Genomic DNA, 16,366 nt, shown 5'->3' on the forward strand with positions numbered 1-16,366 from the left:
AAGATACACCCATTGTAGCGAAGTTCACGGTTGACAACTGACTAACTAATGAGCGGTTCCGTTACTGTAAAAACAGTTCTCGCAGATAATGCGGCACAGCATCGTCGGCATTAAGCCCAATCACGTCCAGCTCCGGGTGCAGATCCTTCAGGCGCTGATGTGCATTACCCATAATGCAGCCTTTTCCCGCCATCGATAGCATTTCGGCGTCATTCATGCCGTCACCAAAGGCGATACAGTCTTTCAGGCTGAAGCCCATCGCTTTTGCCACCGCTTCCAGCGCATGGCCTTTTGATACGCCACCCGCCATCACTTCCAGACAGGTCAGCGTGGAGAAACTGACGTTCACACGATCACCCCAACGGGCGTTAATCGCCTGCTCCAGCGGCAGCAGGATTTCGTGAGAGTCGGTGGTGAAAAACACTTTACTGACGCCTTCCGGCTCCAGCAGCGCAGGTTCAAACAGTGAGTAGTTAAACACCGCTTCTTTAAAGAAACGCATTTCATCCGGGCGATGGCGGTTCATAAACCACTCATCGTCGCGATACACGTTGGTCACGATATCCGGGTTCGCATTCACCACACCAAACAGATCGCTGGCAATGTCGCGATCCAGGTTATGCGAGAACACAAGATTCCCGTCAGTATCATGTACGCGCGCACCGTTGGAGGTGATCATGTAGGACTTAATGCCGAGATTGTCGCGAATTTGCCCTACATCAATATGATGACGGCCGGTCGCGAACACAAAATTCACACCACGAGCCGTCAGCAGTTTCAGCGTCTCTTTGGCATACGGGGACAGGGTATGGTCGGGGGAAAGCAGCGTACCGTCTAAATCAGATGCAACTACCTGATACATAAAAAATTAAACCTCTAAGCAAAGCGGTGTCCGCTGGATGAGTTATGCCTGTCGAAAAATTCAACAATGGCGTTGAGCGCGACTGAGCGCATTGCGTCCTTTTCAAAAAGGATCTCATGGTAGGCGCCTTTTATGACCAGCGGTTGACCTCCTTCTACAGGATGGCCCGCTGCAGCGCGGAGTTCACAAAAACGATAGTGCATGCGGTTATCCACCACACGCTCTTCTTCAGCCTGAATAAGCAACGTCGGGGTCGCATCACCTCCGGCCCCGGCCAACACCTGCTCACCCGCCAGAATGCCTTCACGCACCCAATGATAGGTCGGGCCGCCTACGCGCAACTGCGGATCATCAGCATAGAAGCGCAGATTACGCCGATAGCGCTGTCGGCTATGGGTGAGCGCATTCATCCCAAACGGCAACGCCCGCCAGCGACCGGTCCCCATGGCATAGCCTTCGCGAATGCGCGGATACCCTTCAGCCCAGTCAAGAATATGGCGCACCATCCAGTCGGGAAAGCGCATCACAATCCCGAACATCGGGGCGCTGAGGGCAATAGCATCACACTGATTAGGGTGGCGCTGCAGGAACAGCGTGGCAATAGCGCCTCCCATGGAATGCGCCAGTATATAGCGTTTTCTCCATGGACCTGGCTGCACTTCCTGCTGCCAGAAGGCGGTCAAATCGTCGACATAGTCATTAAAGTTATCCACATGGCCACGGTGCGGATCCGAGAGCATCCGCCCGGAACGCCCCTGGCCACGATGGTCGATAATGAGGACGTCAAAACCAGAATAAAACAGGTCATACGCCAGTTCAGCGTATTTTACGTAGCTTTCTATGCGCCCGGGACAAACGACGATGACGCGATCGTTTTTTTCTGCACGAAAGCGAACAAAGCGTACGGGAACATTATCTACGCCAGTGAATTCCGCTTCCTCCCGCTGACGCCAGAAATCTGTCAGTGGCCCCATGGAAAAAGCGGCAAACGCGTTTTCTCTTGTTTCCCAGTCTTTTTGCTGCTGAAACATCGGGTATCCAGCCTCGTTGACCAAGTAAAATCGTTTTTTTTGCCGAGCCTGTTACAACGCATCGGCAGTAGCGTATTGTGGCATAAAAATAGACAAGTCGGGAGTTTCTCATGACCTTTGAATGGTGGTTCGCCTACCTGCTGACGTCCATTGTTTTGAGCTTGTCGCCAGGTTCAGGGGCGATCAACACCATGACAACCGCCATCAGCCATGGTTATCGGGGAGCAGCGGCGTCGATTGCCGGTTTGCAGACCGGGCTTGGCATTCATATCGTGCTGGTCGGTGTTGGGCTAGGAACGCTATTCTCACGGTCAGTGATCGCCTTTGAGGTACTAAAGTGGGCGGGGGCAGCCTATCTTATCTGGTTGGGCATTCAGCAATGGCGCGCGGCGGGAGCCATCGACCTGAACACCATCGCCAATACGCAATCACGCAGTCGCCTGTTCAAGCGCGCCGTCTTCGTCAACCTGACCAACCCAAAGAGCATTGTATTTCTCGCCGCCCTGTTCCCGCAGTTCATCATGCCGCAGGAGCCGCAGTTGATGCAGTACGTGGTGCTGGGCGTGACCACCATCGTGGTCGATATTATTGTGATGATCGGTTATGCGACGCTGGCCACCCGCATTGCAGGCTGGATTAAAGGGCCAAAGCAAATGAAGGCGCTGAACAAAGTGTTTGGTTCGCTGTTTATGCTGATAGGTGCCCTGCTGGCGTCAGCACGGCATGCCTAGATAACTGGAATCGTGCTCGCAATGAAATGCGAACGATCTGAACATCGCTATATGACTTCTCGAAACTCGCTACAAAGGGAGAAACATCTTTTATTCTGTGCTGTCAGGTGTTGAGTGCTAATGCCAGAATGCCGCCATATTCACCACTCAGGGATGATGAACAATGGCGGAAGCAACCACACCTCATGACGCAGTATTTAAGACCTTCCTCTCCCGTGTAGAAACCGCCCGGGACTTTATCGAACTCCATCTTCCGCCCTCGTTACTCAAAATCTGCAAACTGGAAACGCTACATCTGGAATCAGGCAGCTTTGTGGAGGACGATCTACGTCCCTATTTCAGTGACGTACTTTATTCACTCGAAACGACCAGCGGCTGCGGCTATGTACATGTGCTCATTGAGCACCAAAGCTCACCAGACAAACATATGTCGTTTAGACTGATGCGCTATGCTATCGCTGCCATGCAGCGTCACCTTGAAGCAGGACACGACCGCCTGCCGCTGGTCATTCCTGTGCTTTTTTACCATGGGAAGCAAAGCCCCTGGCAGGGTTCAATGAGCTGGCTGGATCACTTTGAGGATCCGGCTACCGCCGGTCAGCTTTACAGCACACCGTTTCCGTTGGTGGATGTGACGGTTATTCCAGATGATGAGATCATGCAACATCGCAGTATGGCGGCACTGACGTTAGTACAAAAACATATTCGCCAGCGCGACATGGCGCAGTTGCTGGATAAACTTACCCGCCTGTTTACGCTGGAGAAGATGAGCGGACAACAAGTAACCGTACTGGTAAACTACATGGTGCAAGCAGGGAATACACAAGATGTTCAGACATTATTGTATAAGCTGGCACAACGTGTGCCGCAGCATGGAGATAAATTGATGACAATGGCGGATCAACTAAAGCAAATAGGCCGCGAAGAGGGCAAGCGCATTGCTCTGACAGATGTCGCAAAAGCGATGCTCAAGCGGGGTCTTGATACCAACGCAATTATGGAAATGACCGGCCTTTCGAAGGACGAATTACAAAAGCTTGCGCAATAAACCGTATTCCGCCTGGGCCCCCCAGGCGGGTAACAACGTTAACGCGAAATAATCAGATGAATGCCGAAGCCCGCGAATAACGCGCCGGCAAAGCCGTCAATCCACTTCGCCAGACGCTGATAGCCACGACGCATTTTCGGCAGCGCAAACAGGCTGGCGACCACGGTAAACCACGCCAGCGTCTCGACGATAATCAGCGCGAAAATACCCCAACGGGCAGCGGTACCGACGTTGTCGCCGACAAACAGCGAAAAGACGGAGCCAAAATAGATAATGGCTTTGGGATTCGCCAGGTTGGTCAGCAGACCTTTTAAAAAACTGCGACCGCTCTGCGCCAGCTCAACCTGCGGCGCGGGTGCCGCAACGTCCTGTTTTTTAAACGCGCCGCGCAGCATCTGATACCCCATCCAGCACAGATACAGACCACCGCCGACCATAATAATAGTGTGCAGCCAGGCCATTTTTTCGATGATCAGATGCAGACCGAGCAGTGCCACGCCCGCCCAGACCATGACGCCGCAGGTAATACCCAGCACACCCATCATCGCCTCTTTGCGCGAGCGGCTAACGGCCGTTTGCGAAACAAAGAAAAAATCGGGGCCAGGACTCATCAGCGCTACGATGTGTACCAACGCAACAGTAAAAAATAGCGTTAACATAAAAATGACTCGCGGGGAAATAGTTCAGAGAGTCACCATCCTGGCACTTTTTTGCCTGGCTGACTACTCTTCGTCGTCACCATCAACATGTGCGCGGATAAGTGCCATAAACTCTTTGCCAAAACGCTCAAGTTTACGCATTCCCACGCCGTTGACGCTCAGCATTTCGCTCGGTGACACCGGCATTTGCTCGGCCATTTCAATCAGCGTGGCGTCGTTAAAGACCACATACGGCGGGATATTCTCTTCATCGGCAATGGCTTTACGCAGCTTACGCAGTTTGGCAAACAGCTTACGATCGTAGTTACCGCCAAAGGATTTCTGCATTGCGCGTGGTTTAAGCGCCACAATACGCGGCACGGCAAGCTGTAGCGGCACAACGCCGCGCAGTACCGGGCGCGCAGCTTCGGTTAACTGCAACGCGGAGTGGTGGGCAATATTCTGCGTCACCAGTCCGAGGTGAATCAGCTGGCGAATGACGCTCACCCAATGTTCGTGGCTCTGTTCACGACCAATACCGTAGACCGGCAGCTTGTCATGCGCCATCTCACGAATGCGCTGGTTATTCGCCCCGCGCAGAACCTCGACGACATAGCCCATACCAAAACGTTGGTTAACGCGGTAGATCGTCGACAGCGCTTTACGCGCATCCATTAAGCCGTCGTACTGTTTTGGCGGATCGAGACAAATATCGCAGTTGCCGCACGGCTCCTGACGCCCTTCGCCAAAATAGTTCAGCAGCACCAGACGACGGCAGGTTTGCGCCTCGGCAAAGGCCCCCATCGCATTGAGCTTGTGACGCTCGATATCCAGCAGCTGTCCGGCGGGTTTCTCTTCGAGACAACGGCGGAGCCACGCCATATCGGCCGGATCGTAAAACAGCATCGCTTCTGCGGGCAGGCCATCACGCCCGGCACGCCCAGTTTCCTGATAGTAGGACTCGATATTACGCGGGATATCAAAATGCACCACGAAGCGCACGTTGGGTTTGTTAATTCCCATGCCAAACGCCACGGTCGCGACAACGATTTGCAGGTCGTCGCGCTGGAATTTCTCCTGCACGTCGGCGCGCACGTTGTTGTCCAACCCGGCATGATAGGCCCCAGCGCTGATCCCACGGCTTTGCAGACGCGCCGCGGTGTCTTCAACCTTCGCGCGGCTGTTACAGTAAATAATGCCGGACTTTCCGCGTTGTTCCTGCACGTAGCGCATCAGTTGATCGAGCGGCTTAAACTTCTCCATTAGCATGTAGCGGATATTGGGACGGTCAAAGCTGCTGATCTGAATGAGGGGATCGTTAAGCCCGAGCAGACGCACAATATCCAGCCGGGTGGTGTCATCGGCGGTGGCCGTGAGCGCCACAAACGGCAGCGCAGGGAAACGCTGACGCAGCTGACCCAGCGCGGCATATTCCGGGCGGAAATCATGCCCCCACTGGGAAATACAGTGCGCTTCATCTACCGCCAGCAGTACCGGGTTCCAGTGCGCCAGATTATCAAGGAAGTTATCCAGCATCAGGCGCTCGGGCGCAATGTACAGCAGGCGGATTTGCCCGCTACGGCAGCCTGCCATCACCTCTTGCTGCTGTTCACGGCTCTGGGTGGAGTTCAGACACGCCGCCGCTACACCGTTTGCCAGCAGCTGATCGACCTGGTCTTTCATCAGGGAAATCAGCGGCGAGACAACAACGGTGAGGCCGTTCAGCAATAATGCGGGAATTTGATAACAAAGGGATTTACCACCACCGGTTGGCATAACGACCAGGCAGTCGCGGCCAGAGAGCACGGTGTCGATGATTTCTTCCTGACCAGGGCGAAACTGTTGGTAGCCAAAGGTTTCCTGCAAAACCTGTTTAGCGCCCATTTCCAGATTCAACACTTCCGCCTGCGCCACATTAACCCCGTTAACCTTAAATAAAAACAGGCGCTATTTTCAGCGCCTGAGAGAGAAACTGCAATGATTAAAATACTCTCAATGCCGATCAGAAGATATCGTTGAGCATTACGCCCACGCCAACGCGCGTCTGATTAAAGTTATAGTCAATCAGCGACTCGCCATAACCACTGTAGACCTGCGTATAAAGACGAACATGTTTGGTGATGGGGTAGCTGACACCCAACTCAGCGCCGCCGTAGCCGGTATTCCAGTTGTACTGACCTTTCGCGCTTAACACGGCGTCACCGAGGTGGTAACCCAGTTTGAGCTGATAGTAGCCCATATATTTAGTGATATCAGGGTTATCGTCAGTGCTGCCGATGACGTACCACGGCTTCACTTCTACCAGCCAGTTACCGTTTTCTGCCATCAGGCGGGTATACAGGCGGTTCCAGCTGCGCGAGGTCGGTTCGGAACGACCGTTAGAGTCGTGGTTGTATCCCATTTCCACATCACGTAGCGTCCAGCCGGCAACGCGGTAATCGGTGGCGAAACCGAGGAACAGTTGTGGTTCGTAGTTAGTTTCGCGAAACGGTGCCGATTCTTCGCTATTAGAAAGCTGCCACCAGGATTTCTGGGTATAGGAACCACCAAGCACGGAGTTCGGGCCTAAAATCCCGCGCCACAGCGGAAACGCCAGGCTCAGCTGAAACTTCACCTCATCTTTACGCGCATTTTCAGACCAGCTATAGCTGCTGATGGCCTCTTTATTCATGTCGCTGGTATTGGTGTAGATGAGGTAGTTGGTGTCATAAGGGTAAAGCGTGAAAGGATTGTCATGCTCTTGCAGCATGTTGGCAATAATACTGCCGCGCACAGCGGGTGCATCATGAATCTCTTTCACCGTCGCTTCCTGCGCATACACGGTCAACGGCAGCATAACTGCTGGTAGTAACCATCCCAGAATCGCCCGCATCGGTCATGTTCTCCTGAACTAAAATATTGATGAATTGTAAGATTTTATTGATAGCATTTTACATACTTAGTGCGCTCTTCGTTAGTTATCCCGTCCCAAAGTAGAAAACAACAATTAAGAAGCATAATATCAACACCTCATTAACCATCGAGAGTTAGGGATTGTATGTCTGCCGTACTGACTGCTGAGCAAGCACTGAAATTAGTGGGCGAAATGTTTGTCTACCATATGCCGTTTAACCGGGCGCTGGGGCTGGAGCTGGAACGTTACGAAAAAGAGTTTGCCCAACTGGCCTTTAATAACCAACCGATGATGGTCGGCAACTGGGCGCAAAGCATCCTGCATGGTGGCGTGATTGCCTCAGCATTGGACGTAGCAGCCGGACTGGTGTGCGTGGGCAGTACGCTGACCCGTCATGAAACCATCAGCGAGGACGAGCTGCGCCAGCGGATGTCGCGCATGGGAACCATCGATCTCCGCGTCGATTATCTGCGCCCAGGCAGGGGGAATCGCTTCACGGCTACCAGCAGTTTGCTGCGGGCAGGCAATAAAGTTGCCGTTGCACGCGTGGAGCTGCATAACGAAGAGCAGCTTTATATCGCCAGCGCCACCGCAACGTATATGGTGGGGTAAGCGCCTGAAACAAGGTAAACTGCTGTTACATTTCTGAAATGAGTTTTCCCGATGGATGCTAAGCAAACGCGGCAGGGCGTATTACTCGCTCTTGCTGCCTATTTTATTTGGGGCATTGCACCCGCATATTTCAAGTTGATTTACTACGTCCCCGCAGACGAGATCCTGACGCACCGTGTGATTTGGTCATTTTTCTTTATGGTGGTGTTGATGAGCATCAGCCGCCAATGGTCAGGGGTCAAAACGCTGCTGCAAACGCCAAAGAAGGTTTTCCTGCTGGCGCTTTCCGCGGTGCTCATCGGCGGAAACTGGCTGCTATTCATTTGGGCGGTCAACAACCACCATATGCTGGAAGCCAGCCTCGGCTACTTTATTAACCCCCTGGTGAATATTGTATTGGGCATGATTTTCCTCGGTGAGCGCTTTCGCCGCATGCAGTGGCTGGCCGTACTGCTCGCCGCCTGCGGCGTGTTGGTACAGTTGTGGACGTTTGGATCACTGCCAATCATTGCGCTGGGACTGGCCTTCAGCTTTGCTTTTTATGGCCTGGTGCGTAAGAAGATCGCCGTCGAGGCGCAAACCGGCATGCTGATCGAAACCTTGTGGCTGTTACCGATTGCGGCAATCTATCTGTTTGGTATTGCCGACAGCCCAACCAGCCATATGGGACAGAACCCCATGTCGCTCAATCTGTTGCTGATTGCAGCAGGGGTCGTGACCACCATTCCACTGCTGTGCTTTACCGGTGCAGCGACCCGTCTGCGTCTGTCCACGCTGGGCTTTTTCCAGTATATCGGGCCGACGCTGATGTTCCTGCTGGCGGTAACATTCTACGGTGAAGTACCGGGCGCAGATAAGATGGTGACGTTCGCCTTTATCTGGGTCGCGCTGGCGATATTCGTGATGGATGCGATTTATACCCTACGCAGAACGCGAAGGGGGCTGTGATTGCGCCTGATGGCACTGATTTTGTAGGCCGGATAAGACGGTTACGTCGCCATCCGGCATCTTTCTGCCTGATGGCGCTGCGCTTATCAGGCCTACGGGAGCGTTAATAATTCTCTGCTACAGCCAGTTCTTGCGCTTAAAGTACAAATACGGCGCCAGGCCCGCGAGCATCATAAAAACAATCGCTCCGGGGTAACCGAAGCTCCAGTGCAGTTCCGGCATGAACTCAAAGTTCATGCCGTAGCTGGATGCCACCAGCGTCGGCGGCAGGAACACGACGGAAACCACCGAGAAGATCTTGATGATGCGGTTCTGTTCGATGTTGATAAAGCCCATCGCCGCCTGCATCAGGAAGTTAACCTTCTGGAACAGGGATTCATTGTGCGGCAGCAGGGATTCGATATCTCGCAGGATCTCGCGCGCCTGCTCCAGTTGACCGCCCGGCAGTCGCGCCTTACGCACCAGGAAGTTTAATGCGCGCTGGGTATCCATCAGACACAGACGAACTTTCCAGCCGATATCTTCCAGTTCCGCCAGCGTGGAGAGCGCTTCGTCATATTCATCGCCCTGACGCCCTTCCATAATCACGCGGCTGAGTTTTTCCAGATCGCTGTAGATATTTTCTATTTCATCCGCCAGCTGTTCAATTTTCGTTTCGAACAGATCGAGCAGCAGCTCGTAAGCGTTGCCGTCGACCATCGACTGGCTGCGCGCACGCATACGGTACAGGCGAAACGCTGGCAGTTCGCGCTCGCGCAGGGTAAACAGACGACCTTCGCGAATGGTGAATGCCACGGTTGAGTTGCCCGCATGATCGTCGGCATCTTCATAGAAGAAGAAGGAGTGGATGTGCAGGCCGTCTTCGTCTTCAAAAAAACGTGCGGATGCTTCGATGTCTTCCAGTTCAGGGCGCGTAGCCAGGTTCTGGCCCAAGTCCTTTTGCACACGGTTTCGTTCATCGTCATCCGGCTCGACTAAATCGACCCAAACCGAACTGGCGAGATGATCAATTTCATCCGCCTCAAGACGTATTAAACGATTGTTTTCCAGTTGAAATGCGCTCAGCATGACCGGGACTCCCAATGCAAAAAATTATCGGACAGTTCGGTGGGCACACAGAAACAAATTGGGTTTCAGACCATTAAACAGCCTGACTCGGCGCGACGAGAAAAAACAGAAGGTCGCTGACAACCGCGAAGGCTATCAGCAAAAAGGGATAGCCTTAGGAGTTGATCCTGGATGACAGGATAATGAGCCAGTATCTACTGGGTGTGTCCAAGGCGAATGTCCTCTTAGCGTAATCGTGCGCGCATGTTACGCCAGCAAAATTTTGACGTCAACACGCAACAGATGGCGAAAAAGTAATAATTTCCCCTCATGCTGCAAGGTTAGCAGAACGGGGGGATTTATCTATGATTTCAGAATATTAACCGAAAGATTGCCGGATGGTGGCTTCGCCTTATCCGGCCTACAAATCATAATATTAAGCGACATGCAGGCCTGATAAGCGTAGCGCCATCAGGCGATCAAACGGTTTCTAGTCTGGCGTAGGCAGCAACCAGCCATTTGATCCCCTGCCCCTGGAACGCGACCTGCAAACGACTGTGTTCACCGCTACCTTCCAGGTTGACGATGGTGCCCTCGCCAAATTTGGCGTGACGCACACGCTGACCGAGCTTATAGCCAGTGTCGTTCTCCGCCATCGGCGTACCCATCCGTTGATGACTTACCGGACGGCTGACCGTGGCGCGCAGGCGAACCTCTTCCACGCAGGTCTCTGGTAATTCACCAATAAACCGGGATGGACGGTGGTAAACCTCTTTGCCGTACAGGCGACGCGTTTCGGCGTAGGTCAACGTCAGTTTCTGCATCGCACGGGTAACGCCCACATAGGCCAGTCGGCGTTCCTCTTCGAGGCGCCCACCTTCATCGAGTGACATCTGGCTGGGGAACATGCCCTCTTCCATTCCGACAATAAACACCTGCGGGAACTCCAGACCTTTGGCTGAGTGCAAGGTCATTAGCTGGACCGCATCCTGCCAGGTATCCGCCTGCCCTTCGCCCGCTTCCAGCGCCGCGTGGGAGAGGAACGCCTGTAGCGGCATCAAGTCTTCGTCTTCTTCGTTGTAGCTGAACTGGCGCGTTGCCGTCACCAGTTCCTCTAAGTTTTCGATACGCGTCTGGCCCTTCTCACCTTTTTCCTGCTCGTACATCATGCGCAGGCCGGAGTCTTTTATTACCCGGTCGGTCTGCACGTGCAGCGGCATATCGGCGGTTTCCTGCGCCAGTGCGTCGATAAGTTCCATAAAGCGCTGTAGTGCGCTGGCGGCACGCCCGGCCAGGGCTTTTTCCTGCAGCAGTTCACGACACGCCTGCCACATTGTCAGCTGGCGGTCGCGCGAGGTCTGCCGCACCACGTCCAGCGTACGATCGCCGATACCGCGCGTGGGGGTATTCACCACACGCTCGAACGCGGCGTCGTCGTTACGATTAGCTATCAGACGCAGGTAAGAGAGCGCGTCTTTGATTTCCTGACGCTCGAAGAAGCGCATTCCACCGTAAATACGGTACGGCATGCTGGCCTGCAACAGCGCTTCTTCCAGCACGCGCGACTGGGCGTTGCTGCGATAAAGAATGGCGCACTGTGTCAACTGACCGCCATTGTCCTGCCAGGCTTTGATGCGGTTAACCACAAAACGCGCTTCATCGAGTTCGTTGAACGCGCAATAGAGTGAGATCGGCTCACCGTCGACGCCCTCGGTCCACAGCTTTTTACCCAAACGCCCGTTATTGTTCTCAATCAGGGCGTTAGCCGCGCTAAGGATATTGTTGGTCGAGCGGTAGTTCTGCTCCAGACGAATAGTTTCAGCACCGGGGAAGTCGTTGAGGAAGCGCTGGATGTTTTCCACCTGCGCCCCGCGCCAACCGTAGATTGACTGATCATCATCGCCGACGATCATCACCTTGCCGGTGTCACCCGCCAGCAGGCGGATCCAGGCGTACTGGATATTGTTCGTATCCTGGAATTCGTCCACCAGGATGTTGGTAAAACGTTCGCGGTAGTGCTGCAGAATGTGCGGTTTGTTGAGCCACAGTTCATGCGCGCGCAGCAGCAGCTCGGCGAAATCCACCAGCCCGGCGCGATCGCACGCTTCCTGGTAGGCCTGGTAAACCTTCTGCCAGGTTTGCTCGACCGGATTGCCGTAGCTCTGCAAATGGTGCGGGCGCAGCCCTTCGTCTTTCTGGCTGTTGATAAACCACATAGCTTGGCGCGCTGGCCACTGCTTCTCATCGAGGTTCATCGCTTTGATCAGACGCTTCAGCAGGCGCAGCTGGTCTTCGCTGTCGAGGATCTGGAAATCCTGCGGCAGGTTGGCATCCATATGGTGCGCACGCAGCAGGCGGTGTGCCAGACCGTGGAAGGTACCGACCCACATACCGCCCTGGCTGGTTCCCATGATCTGACCAATACGGTGGCGCATTTCTGCCGCCGCTTTGTTGGTAAAGGTCACCGCCATAATCGAGTATGGCGAGTTGTTTTCAACCGTCAGTAACCAGGCGATGCGGTGTACCAGCACGCGCGTTTTACCACTCCCCGCGCCTGCCAGAACCAGCATGTTGCTGCGTGGCGCGGCCACAGCCTGGCGCTGTTCGTCATTGAGGCTATCGAGCAGGTAAGAAACGTCCATTGGCACCGCCGGAATCAACAGGGCCCAGCCGGACCCCTGGGAATTTATACAGAGTTGTTGATGATTATATCAGCGAGGTCAGAGATGCCAACTGTGAAATTTCGATATGCGGCAGTAAACGGCTGTCAGCGATTTGCATCAGGTCGGCATTTTCCGGCTTGATCCAGCAGGCCTGCATGCCACAGCGGATGGCCCCGGCGACATCTGTCGTCAGGTCGTCACCGACGTGCAGGATCTCACCCATGGACATATTCAGTTTTTCCGCCGCCAGCAAATACATGTCGCTGAACGGTTTTGATCGCCCATCGGGGCCGGCACGCAGCACAAACTCAAAATATTCGCCCAGACCAAACAGCTCCGGCTGCGCGTTACCGTTGGTGATCGCCACCAGCGGCCACTTGCGGGCCAGTACCTTCAACGTGTCATGCGTAGATTGCGGGACGTCGATGCGGCTGCGCCATTTGGCGAAGTTCATCATCGCCGCGTTCGCCCCCATTTTCGCCTCTGCCGCCGACAGGCCAGCCTCCAGCATAGCGCGCTCTACGGCACGATGACGCCATTGGGTGACGTCATGGTAAATATCCGGCTCGGCGTCGCGCACAGCCTGGCGCAGGCGCTGCAGGTCGGTATTTTGTAAGGAGCTCAGCGCCGGGTGATAATTTTGCACAAACGCGAGCGCTTCCTGCTCGGTGCGCGTGATAACGGGACGGTTATCGTAAAGGGTGTCATCAAGGTCAAAGGTGAGCGCAGAAATACGCCCCAAAGGCCGGTAAAAACGCATTATTTCCCCCGTTTGGCGCGCGGATGCGCCGCATCGTACACTGAAGCCAGGTGTTGAAAATCAAGATGGGTATAGATTTGCGTGGTAGAGAGGTTGGCGTGTCCCAACAGCTCTTGTACCCCGCGCAGGTCGCCGCTCGACTCCAGCATATGCGTCGCAAACGAGTGGCGCAGTTTATGGGGATGCACATGGCTATTCAGCCCCTGCTTGATACCCCATTCGGCAAAACGTTTCTGCACGTTACGCGCGGAGATACGTTTGCCCAGTTTTGACAGAAAAAGCGCGTCTTCGTCACTGCCGAAAAGCCCGCGCAGATCCAGCCAGTGTTCAATCCAAGCCACCGCATTGCGGCCAATTGGCAGGCGGCGCTCTTTGCTGCCTTTACCCATCACCCACACTTCGCCGGTGTCGAGATCGAGATGTTTAATATCCAGGCCAACCAGTTCCGACAAACGCAGTCCCGCGCCGTACATCACCTCCAGCATAGCCCGGTCGCGCACGGCGAGGGGATCGTTGAGATCGATATCCAGCAGTCGGTTAACGTCATCCACATCAATATTTTTCGGCAGATGCCGCGGTGCCTTCGGCGCAGAAATACCTTTTGCCGGGTTGGCTTTCAGCTCACCCTGATTCACCAGCCAGTCGAAGAAACTGCGTAAGGCGGAGAGGCGCAATGCCAGGCTCGCCGGTCCCAGACCGTTGCGGCGACTGCGCACAGCAACACTGCGCACCCTTGCTGCATCACATTGTTGCCAGCTTTGCAGGCCGGTTTCTTCGGCTATCGCGATGATGGCATCCAGCTGACGCCGATAATTGAGTAACGTGATGGGACTAAGCTGACGCTCCACGCCCAGATAGCGTAAGAAGCGTGCAACGTCCTGAGAAAGAGGTGAGTCGGTCATACGCGTTCAATCCAGCGCTCCAGCAGTTCCGGCAACATCAGCGAGATTTCCTGCAATAGCTGCGTGCCTTGCCCTTGCTGGTAATGATTAACATCACGGCTGCTGAACAGCATGACGCCAAGGGAACCATCTTGCCCCAGCATCGACATGGCTACCGAACCAATCGCTTTCGCCTCCGGCATCATCACCAGCAGTTCCGGGCCATTGAGCGGACCCAGATAGTGCTGTGACTGCCCGAGACGCTGAATACGCAGCGGCTCGAAGGCCTGACGACTTAATGCCAGATGGGTAAACTTTGAAGGGGCACCAAGCCGCCAGCGATCCGGGAACAGACGAACCGTCGCGCCAGCCAGCCCCAGCTCACGTGCCCAGCGATGAAATCGCATCAGCATATCGTCGAGGCTGCTGGCCGCCGCCAGCCGTCCTTGCAGATTTAACAGGCGATAAAACAGACTTTCGTTGGCGTTAGCCTGTTCCATCAATAGCGTCATGTTCTCTTCAAGCACGTTGATGTGATTACGCGCTCGAGCCATATGCCATTCAACTAAAGAGATCGTACCCCGCACCGGGTGCGGGACGCGCATCGCTTCAACCGCTTGCGCATTACGGATAAAAAACTCAGGGTGACGTTGTAGATATTCGACGACCGCCCGATCGTCAAGTTCCATGAGCGTTTCCTGTAGTTCTTCCCCTGGTTGCTTCATAGATGAATAAATCCGTCGTAGACATGTGCCGCCGGGCCAGTCATATACAACGGATGACCCGGGCCTTTCCAGGCGATATCAAGGCGACCGCCCGGTAGTTCCACGCGCACTTCTTCTGCCAGCAGGCCCTGCTGAATACCAACAGCGACAGCAGCGCACGCTCCGCTGCCACAGGCCTGCGTTTCACCCGCCCCACGTTCATAGACGCGCAGCCGGATGTGCTCGCGTTTCACCACTTGCATAAATCCAATATTGGCGCGCTCAGGAAAGCGTTCGTGGCTTTCCAGAACCGGTCCCAGCGTTTCCACCGTGGCCGTATCCACATCATCAACCTGAATGACACAGTGTGGATTCCCCATTGATACCACGCCGCACAATACTGTCTGCTCGGCCGCCCGCATAATATAGGTCTTCTCTGCTTTATTGGCGCGAAAAGGCACCTGCGAGGGTTCAAAATTGGGCTCGCCCATATTGACCCGCACCAGCTCATCGTCCGTCACAGTTAATACCATGCGGCCATTCGCCGTACTGACGCGGATATCACGTTTATTGGTCAGCCCTTTCAGGCGTACAAAACGCGCAAAACAACGGGCACCGTTACCGCACTGCGACACTTCGCTACCGTCAGCATTAAAGATACGGTAATGGAAATCCAGCTCCGGATCATACGGAGGCTCAACCACCAGCAGCTGATCAAATCCCACACCAAGATGCCTGTCGGCCAGGCGGCGGATCAGCTCAGGTGAAAAAAAGACATTCTGCGTTACCGCGTCGACGACCATAAAATCGTTGCCAAGGCCATGCATTTTAGAGAATTGCATCGTTCACTCCGTTCACGCGGGTACAGAGACTTCGCTTTAGTAGTTTACCTGGGAAGGCCCATCTCCCGTTGCTCGATCGTTTCGATCGGGCACTGTGGACTGCGATTGCGTTTCAACTGGCTTCGTCGGTGGCGGCGCGGTTTTATCTGCTGGCGGGAAATAGAGTGGACCTTTCAGACCACAGCCCGTCAGGCTGAACAGAGTAAGAAGTACAGCGAGTGCCTGAAACACGTTTTTCATTATGGATTGCCCGTAAAGTTCATACTTTCTGTTTTCTATCATCGCAGGAGAAGACGTAAAAGCAAGAGTTTGGCTAAAACTGCAACGTGAATTCTTTCAGGTTATACTCTCGCCATCATGAAAAAACGGAAAAACACCAATGAACGACAGTGAATTTCACCGCCTTGCCGACACCCTGTGGATAACCATTGAAGAGCGTCTGGACGACTGGGACGGCGACAGCGATATCGACTGTGAGATCAACGGCGGCGTGCTGACCATCAGCTTTGAAAACGGCAGCAAGATTATTATTAACCGTCAGGAGCCGCTGCATCAGGTGTGGCTGGCGACCAAACAGGGTGGCTACCATTTTAACTTGAAAGGTGACGAATGGATTTGCGACCGTAGCGGTGAACGCTTCTGGGATCTGCTGGAGCAGGCTGCAACGCAACAGGCGGGAGAAGCCGTGAGCTTCCGTTGAGGTCTT

Annotated in this window: 18 protein-coding genes; 5 read left to right on the forward strand and 13 right to left on the reverse strand. The window is 54.3% G+C overall.

Annotation, left to right across the window (positions count from 1 at the left end; translation table 11 throughout):
* Positions 1–61: 61 nt before the first annotated feature.
* Together yigL and pldB are read right to left on the reverse strand one after the other, a co-directional pair.
* Positions 62–862: a sugar/pyridoxal phosphate phosphatase YigL gene (gene yigL / locus FCH32_RS21875; protein ID WP_096758916.1), complete on the reverse strand. Its 801-nt coding sequence runs from the start codon at positions 860–862 to the stop codon at positions 62–64.
* A 14-nt stretch (positions 863–876) separates the two neighbouring features.
* On the reverse strand, positions 877–1,893 hold the full coding sequence (gene pldB / locus FCH32_RS21880; protein ID WP_174361531.1) for a lysophospholipase L2: 1,017 nt from the start codon (positions 1,891–1,893) through the stop codon (positions 877–879).
* A 110-nt stretch (positions 1,894–2,003) separates the two neighbouring features.
* On the opposite strand from pldB, the gene rhtB reads away from it, so the two are divergent.
* Positions 2,004–2,624: a homoserine/homoserine lactone efflux protein gene (rhtB, locus tag FCH32_RS21885; protein ID WP_096758918.1), complete on the forward strand. Its 621-nt coding sequence runs from the start codon at positions 2,004–2,006 to the stop codon at positions 2,622–2,624.
* 163 nt (positions 2,625–2,787) lie between these two features.
* Positions 2,788–3,672 (forward strand): Rpn family recombination-promoting nuclease/putative transposase, encoded by an 885-nt coding sequence (locus FCH32_RS21890; RefSeq protein ID WP_174361532.1) that lies wholly within the window; start codon positions 2,788–2,790, stop codon positions 3,670–3,672.
* Between the two features lie 38 nt (positions 3,673–3,710).
* Here the strand turns inward: FCH32_RS21890 and rhtC are convergent, their stop codons facing one another.
* The 3 genes from rhtC to pldA all read right to left on the reverse strand — a co-directional run bounded on the left by rhtC (position 3,711) and on the right by pldA (position 7,182).
* Positions 3,711–4,331: a threonine export protein RhtC gene (rhtC, locus tag FCH32_RS21895; RefSeq protein ID WP_096758919.1), complete on the reverse strand. Its 621-nt coding sequence runs from the start codon at positions 4,329–4,331 to the stop codon at positions 3,711–3,713.
* A gap of 63 nt (positions 4,332–4,394) precedes the next feature.
* The gene (recQ, locus tag FCH32_RS21900) at positions 4,395–6,224 is read right to left on the reverse strand and encodes an ATP-dependent DNA helicase RecQ (RefSeq protein WP_115259840.1); all 1,830 of its coding nucleotides are present in this window, start codon (positions 6,222–6,224) and stop codon (positions 4,395–4,397) included.
* A gap of 88 nt (positions 6,225–6,312) precedes the next feature.
* Positions 6,313–7,182: a phospholipase A gene (gene pldA, locus FCH32_RS21905; protein ID WP_096758921.1), complete on the reverse strand. Its 870-nt coding sequence runs from the start codon at positions 7,180–7,182 to the stop codon at positions 6,313–6,315.
* 165 nt (positions 7,183–7,347) lie between these two features.
* On the opposite strand from pldA, the gene yigI reads away from it, so the two are divergent.
* A complete protein-coding gene (gene yigI, locus FCH32_RS21910; RefSeq protein ID WP_005133301.1) occupies positions 7,348–7,815 on the forward strand; it encodes an acyl-CoA thioesterase YigI in 468 nt (155 codons plus the stop codon).
* A gap of 51 nt (positions 7,816–7,866) precedes the next feature.
* The gene (gene rarD, locus FCH32_RS21915; protein WP_096758922.1) at positions 7,867–8,763 is read left to right on the forward strand and encodes an EamA family transporter RarD; all 897 of its coding nucleotides are present in this window, start codon (positions 7,867–7,869) and stop codon (positions 8,761–8,763) included.
* A 117-nt stretch (positions 8,764–8,880) separates the two neighbouring features.
* Here the strand turns inward: rarD and corA are convergent, their stop codons facing one another.
* The 8 genes from corA to lptM form a co-directional block, all read right to left on the reverse strand.
* Positions 8,881–9,831, reverse strand: coding sequence for a magnesium/cobalt transporter CorA (gene corA, locus FCH32_RS21920; RefSeq protein WP_096758923.1), 951 nt, complete (start codon positions 9,829–9,831; stop codon positions 8,881–8,883).
* A 154-nt stretch (positions 9,832–9,985) separates the two neighbouring features.
* A complete protein-coding gene (ysgD, locus tag FCH32_RS23150; protein ID WP_212723238.1) occupies positions 9,986–10,042 on the reverse strand; it encodes a YsgD/CorL family protein in 57 nt (18 codons plus the stop codon).
* A gap of 247 nt (positions 10,043–10,289) precedes the next feature.
* Complete coding sequence (gene uvrD, locus FCH32_RS21925; protein WP_096758924.1) at positions 10,290–12,452, reverse strand: DNA helicase II; 2,163 nt, start codon at positions 12,450–12,452, stop codon at positions 10,290–10,292.
* A gap of 64 nt (positions 12,453–12,516) precedes the next feature.
* Complete coding sequence (yigB, locus tag FCH32_RS21930; RefSeq protein WP_174361533.1) at positions 12,517–13,233, reverse strand: 5-amino-6-(5-phospho-D-ribitylamino)uracil phosphatase YigB; 717 nt, start codon at positions 13,231–13,233, stop codon at positions 12,517–12,519.
* Positions 13,233–14,135, reverse strand: a complete 903-nt coding sequence (gene xerC / locus FCH32_RS21935) for a tyrosine recombinase XerC (RefSeq protein ID WP_115259842.1) — start codon at positions 14,133–14,135, stop codon at positions 13,233–13,235. Before xerC ends, yigB begins: the two co-directional genes overlap by 1 nt.
* Complete coding sequence (locus tag FCH32_RS21940; protein WP_115259843.1) at positions 14,132–14,839, reverse strand: DUF484 domain-containing protein; 708 nt, start codon at positions 14,837–14,839, stop codon at positions 14,132–14,134. Before FCH32_RS21940 ends, xerC begins: the two co-directional genes overlap by 4 nt.
* Entirely contained in the window at positions 14,836–15,660 is an 825-nt protein-coding gene (gene dapF, locus FCH32_RS21945; protein ID WP_003017933.1) for a diaminopimelate epimerase, read from the reverse strand. Before dapF ends, FCH32_RS21940 begins: the two co-directional genes overlap by 4 nt.
* A gap of 36 nt (positions 15,661–15,696) precedes the next feature.
* On the reverse strand, positions 15,697–15,900 hold the full coding sequence (gene lptM, locus FCH32_RS21950; protein WP_115259844.1) for an LPS translocon maturation chaperone LptM: 204 nt from the start codon (positions 15,898–15,900) through the stop codon (positions 15,697–15,699).
* Between the two features lie 139 nt (positions 15,901–16,039).
* On the opposite strand from lptM, the gene cyaY reads away from it, so the two are divergent.
* On the forward strand, positions 16,040–16,360 hold the full coding sequence (gene cyaY, locus FCH32_RS21955; RefSeq protein ID WP_174361534.1) for an iron donor protein CyaY: 321 nt from the start codon (positions 16,040–16,042) through the stop codon (positions 16,358–16,360).
* The last annotated feature ends 6 nt before the right edge of the window (positions 16,361–16,366 follow it).

Origin of the sequence: Citrobacter gillenii (assembly GCF_013337685.1) — a bacterium.
Taxonomy (GTDB): Bacteria; Pseudomonadota; Gammaproteobacteria; order Enterobacterales; family Enterobacteriaceae; genus Citrobacter; species Citrobacter gillenii.

Excerpts from the sequence above, each read along its gene's own strand:
- yigL (WP_096758916.1), bottom strand. The coding sequence starts at position 862 with ATGTATCAGGTAGTTGCATCTGATTTAGACGGTACGCTGCTTTCCCCC.
- pldB (WP_174361531.1), bottom strand. The coding sequence starts at position 1,893 with ATGTTTCAGCAGCAAAAAGACTGGGAAACAAGAGAAAACGCGTTTGCC.
- rhtB (WP_096758918.1), top strand. The coding sequence starts at position 2,004 with ATGACCTTTGAATGGTGGTTCGCCTACCTGCTGACGTCCATTGTTTTG.
- FCH32_RS21890 (WP_174361532.1), top strand. The coding sequence starts at position 2,788 with ATGGCGGAAGCAACCACACCTCATGACGCAGTATTTAAGACCTTCCTC.
- rhtC (WP_096758919.1), bottom strand. The coding sequence starts at position 4,331 with ATGTTAACGCTATTTTTTACTGTTGCGTTGGTACACATCGTAGCGCTG.
- pldA (WP_096758921.1), bottom strand. The coding sequence starts at position 7,182 with ATGCGGGCGATTCTGGGATGGTTACTACCAGCAGTTATGCTGCCGTTG.
- yigI (WP_005133301.1), top strand. The coding sequence starts at position 7,348 with ATGTCTGCCGTACTGACTGCTGAGCAAGCACTGAAATTAGTGGGCGAA.
- rarD (WP_096758922.1), top strand. The coding sequence starts at position 7,867 with ATGGATGCTAAGCAAACGCGGCAGGGCGTATTACTCGCTCTTGCTGCC.
- corA (WP_096758923.1), bottom strand. The coding sequence starts at position 9,831 with ATGCTGAGCGCATTTCAACTGGAAAACAATCGTTTAATACGTCTTGAG.
- uvrD (WP_096758924.1), bottom strand. The coding sequence starts at position 12,452 with ATGGACGTTTCTTACCTGCTCGATAGCCTCAATGACGAACAGCGCCAG.
- yigB (WP_174361533.1), bottom strand. The coding sequence starts at position 13,233 with ATGCGTTTTTACCGGCCTTTGGGGCGTATTTCTGCGCTCACCTTTGAC.
- xerC (WP_115259842.1), bottom strand. The coding sequence starts at position 14,135 with ATGACCGACTCACCTCTTTCTCAGGACGTTGCACGCTTCTTACGCTAT.
- FCH32_RS21940 (WP_115259843.1), bottom strand. The coding sequence starts at position 14,839 with ATGAAGCAACCAGGGGAAGAACTACAGGAAACGCTCATGGAACTTGAC.
- dapF (WP_003017933.1), bottom strand. The coding sequence starts at position 15,660 with ATGCAATTCTCTAAAATGCATGGCCTTGGCAACGATTTTATGGTCGTC.
- lptM (WP_115259844.1), bottom strand. The coding sequence starts at position 15,900 with ATGAAAAACGTGTTTCAGGCACTCGCTGTACTTCTTACTCTGTTCAGC.
- cyaY (WP_174361534.1), top strand. The coding sequence starts at position 16,040 with ATGAACGACAGTGAATTTCACCGCCTTGCCGACACCCTGTGGATAACC.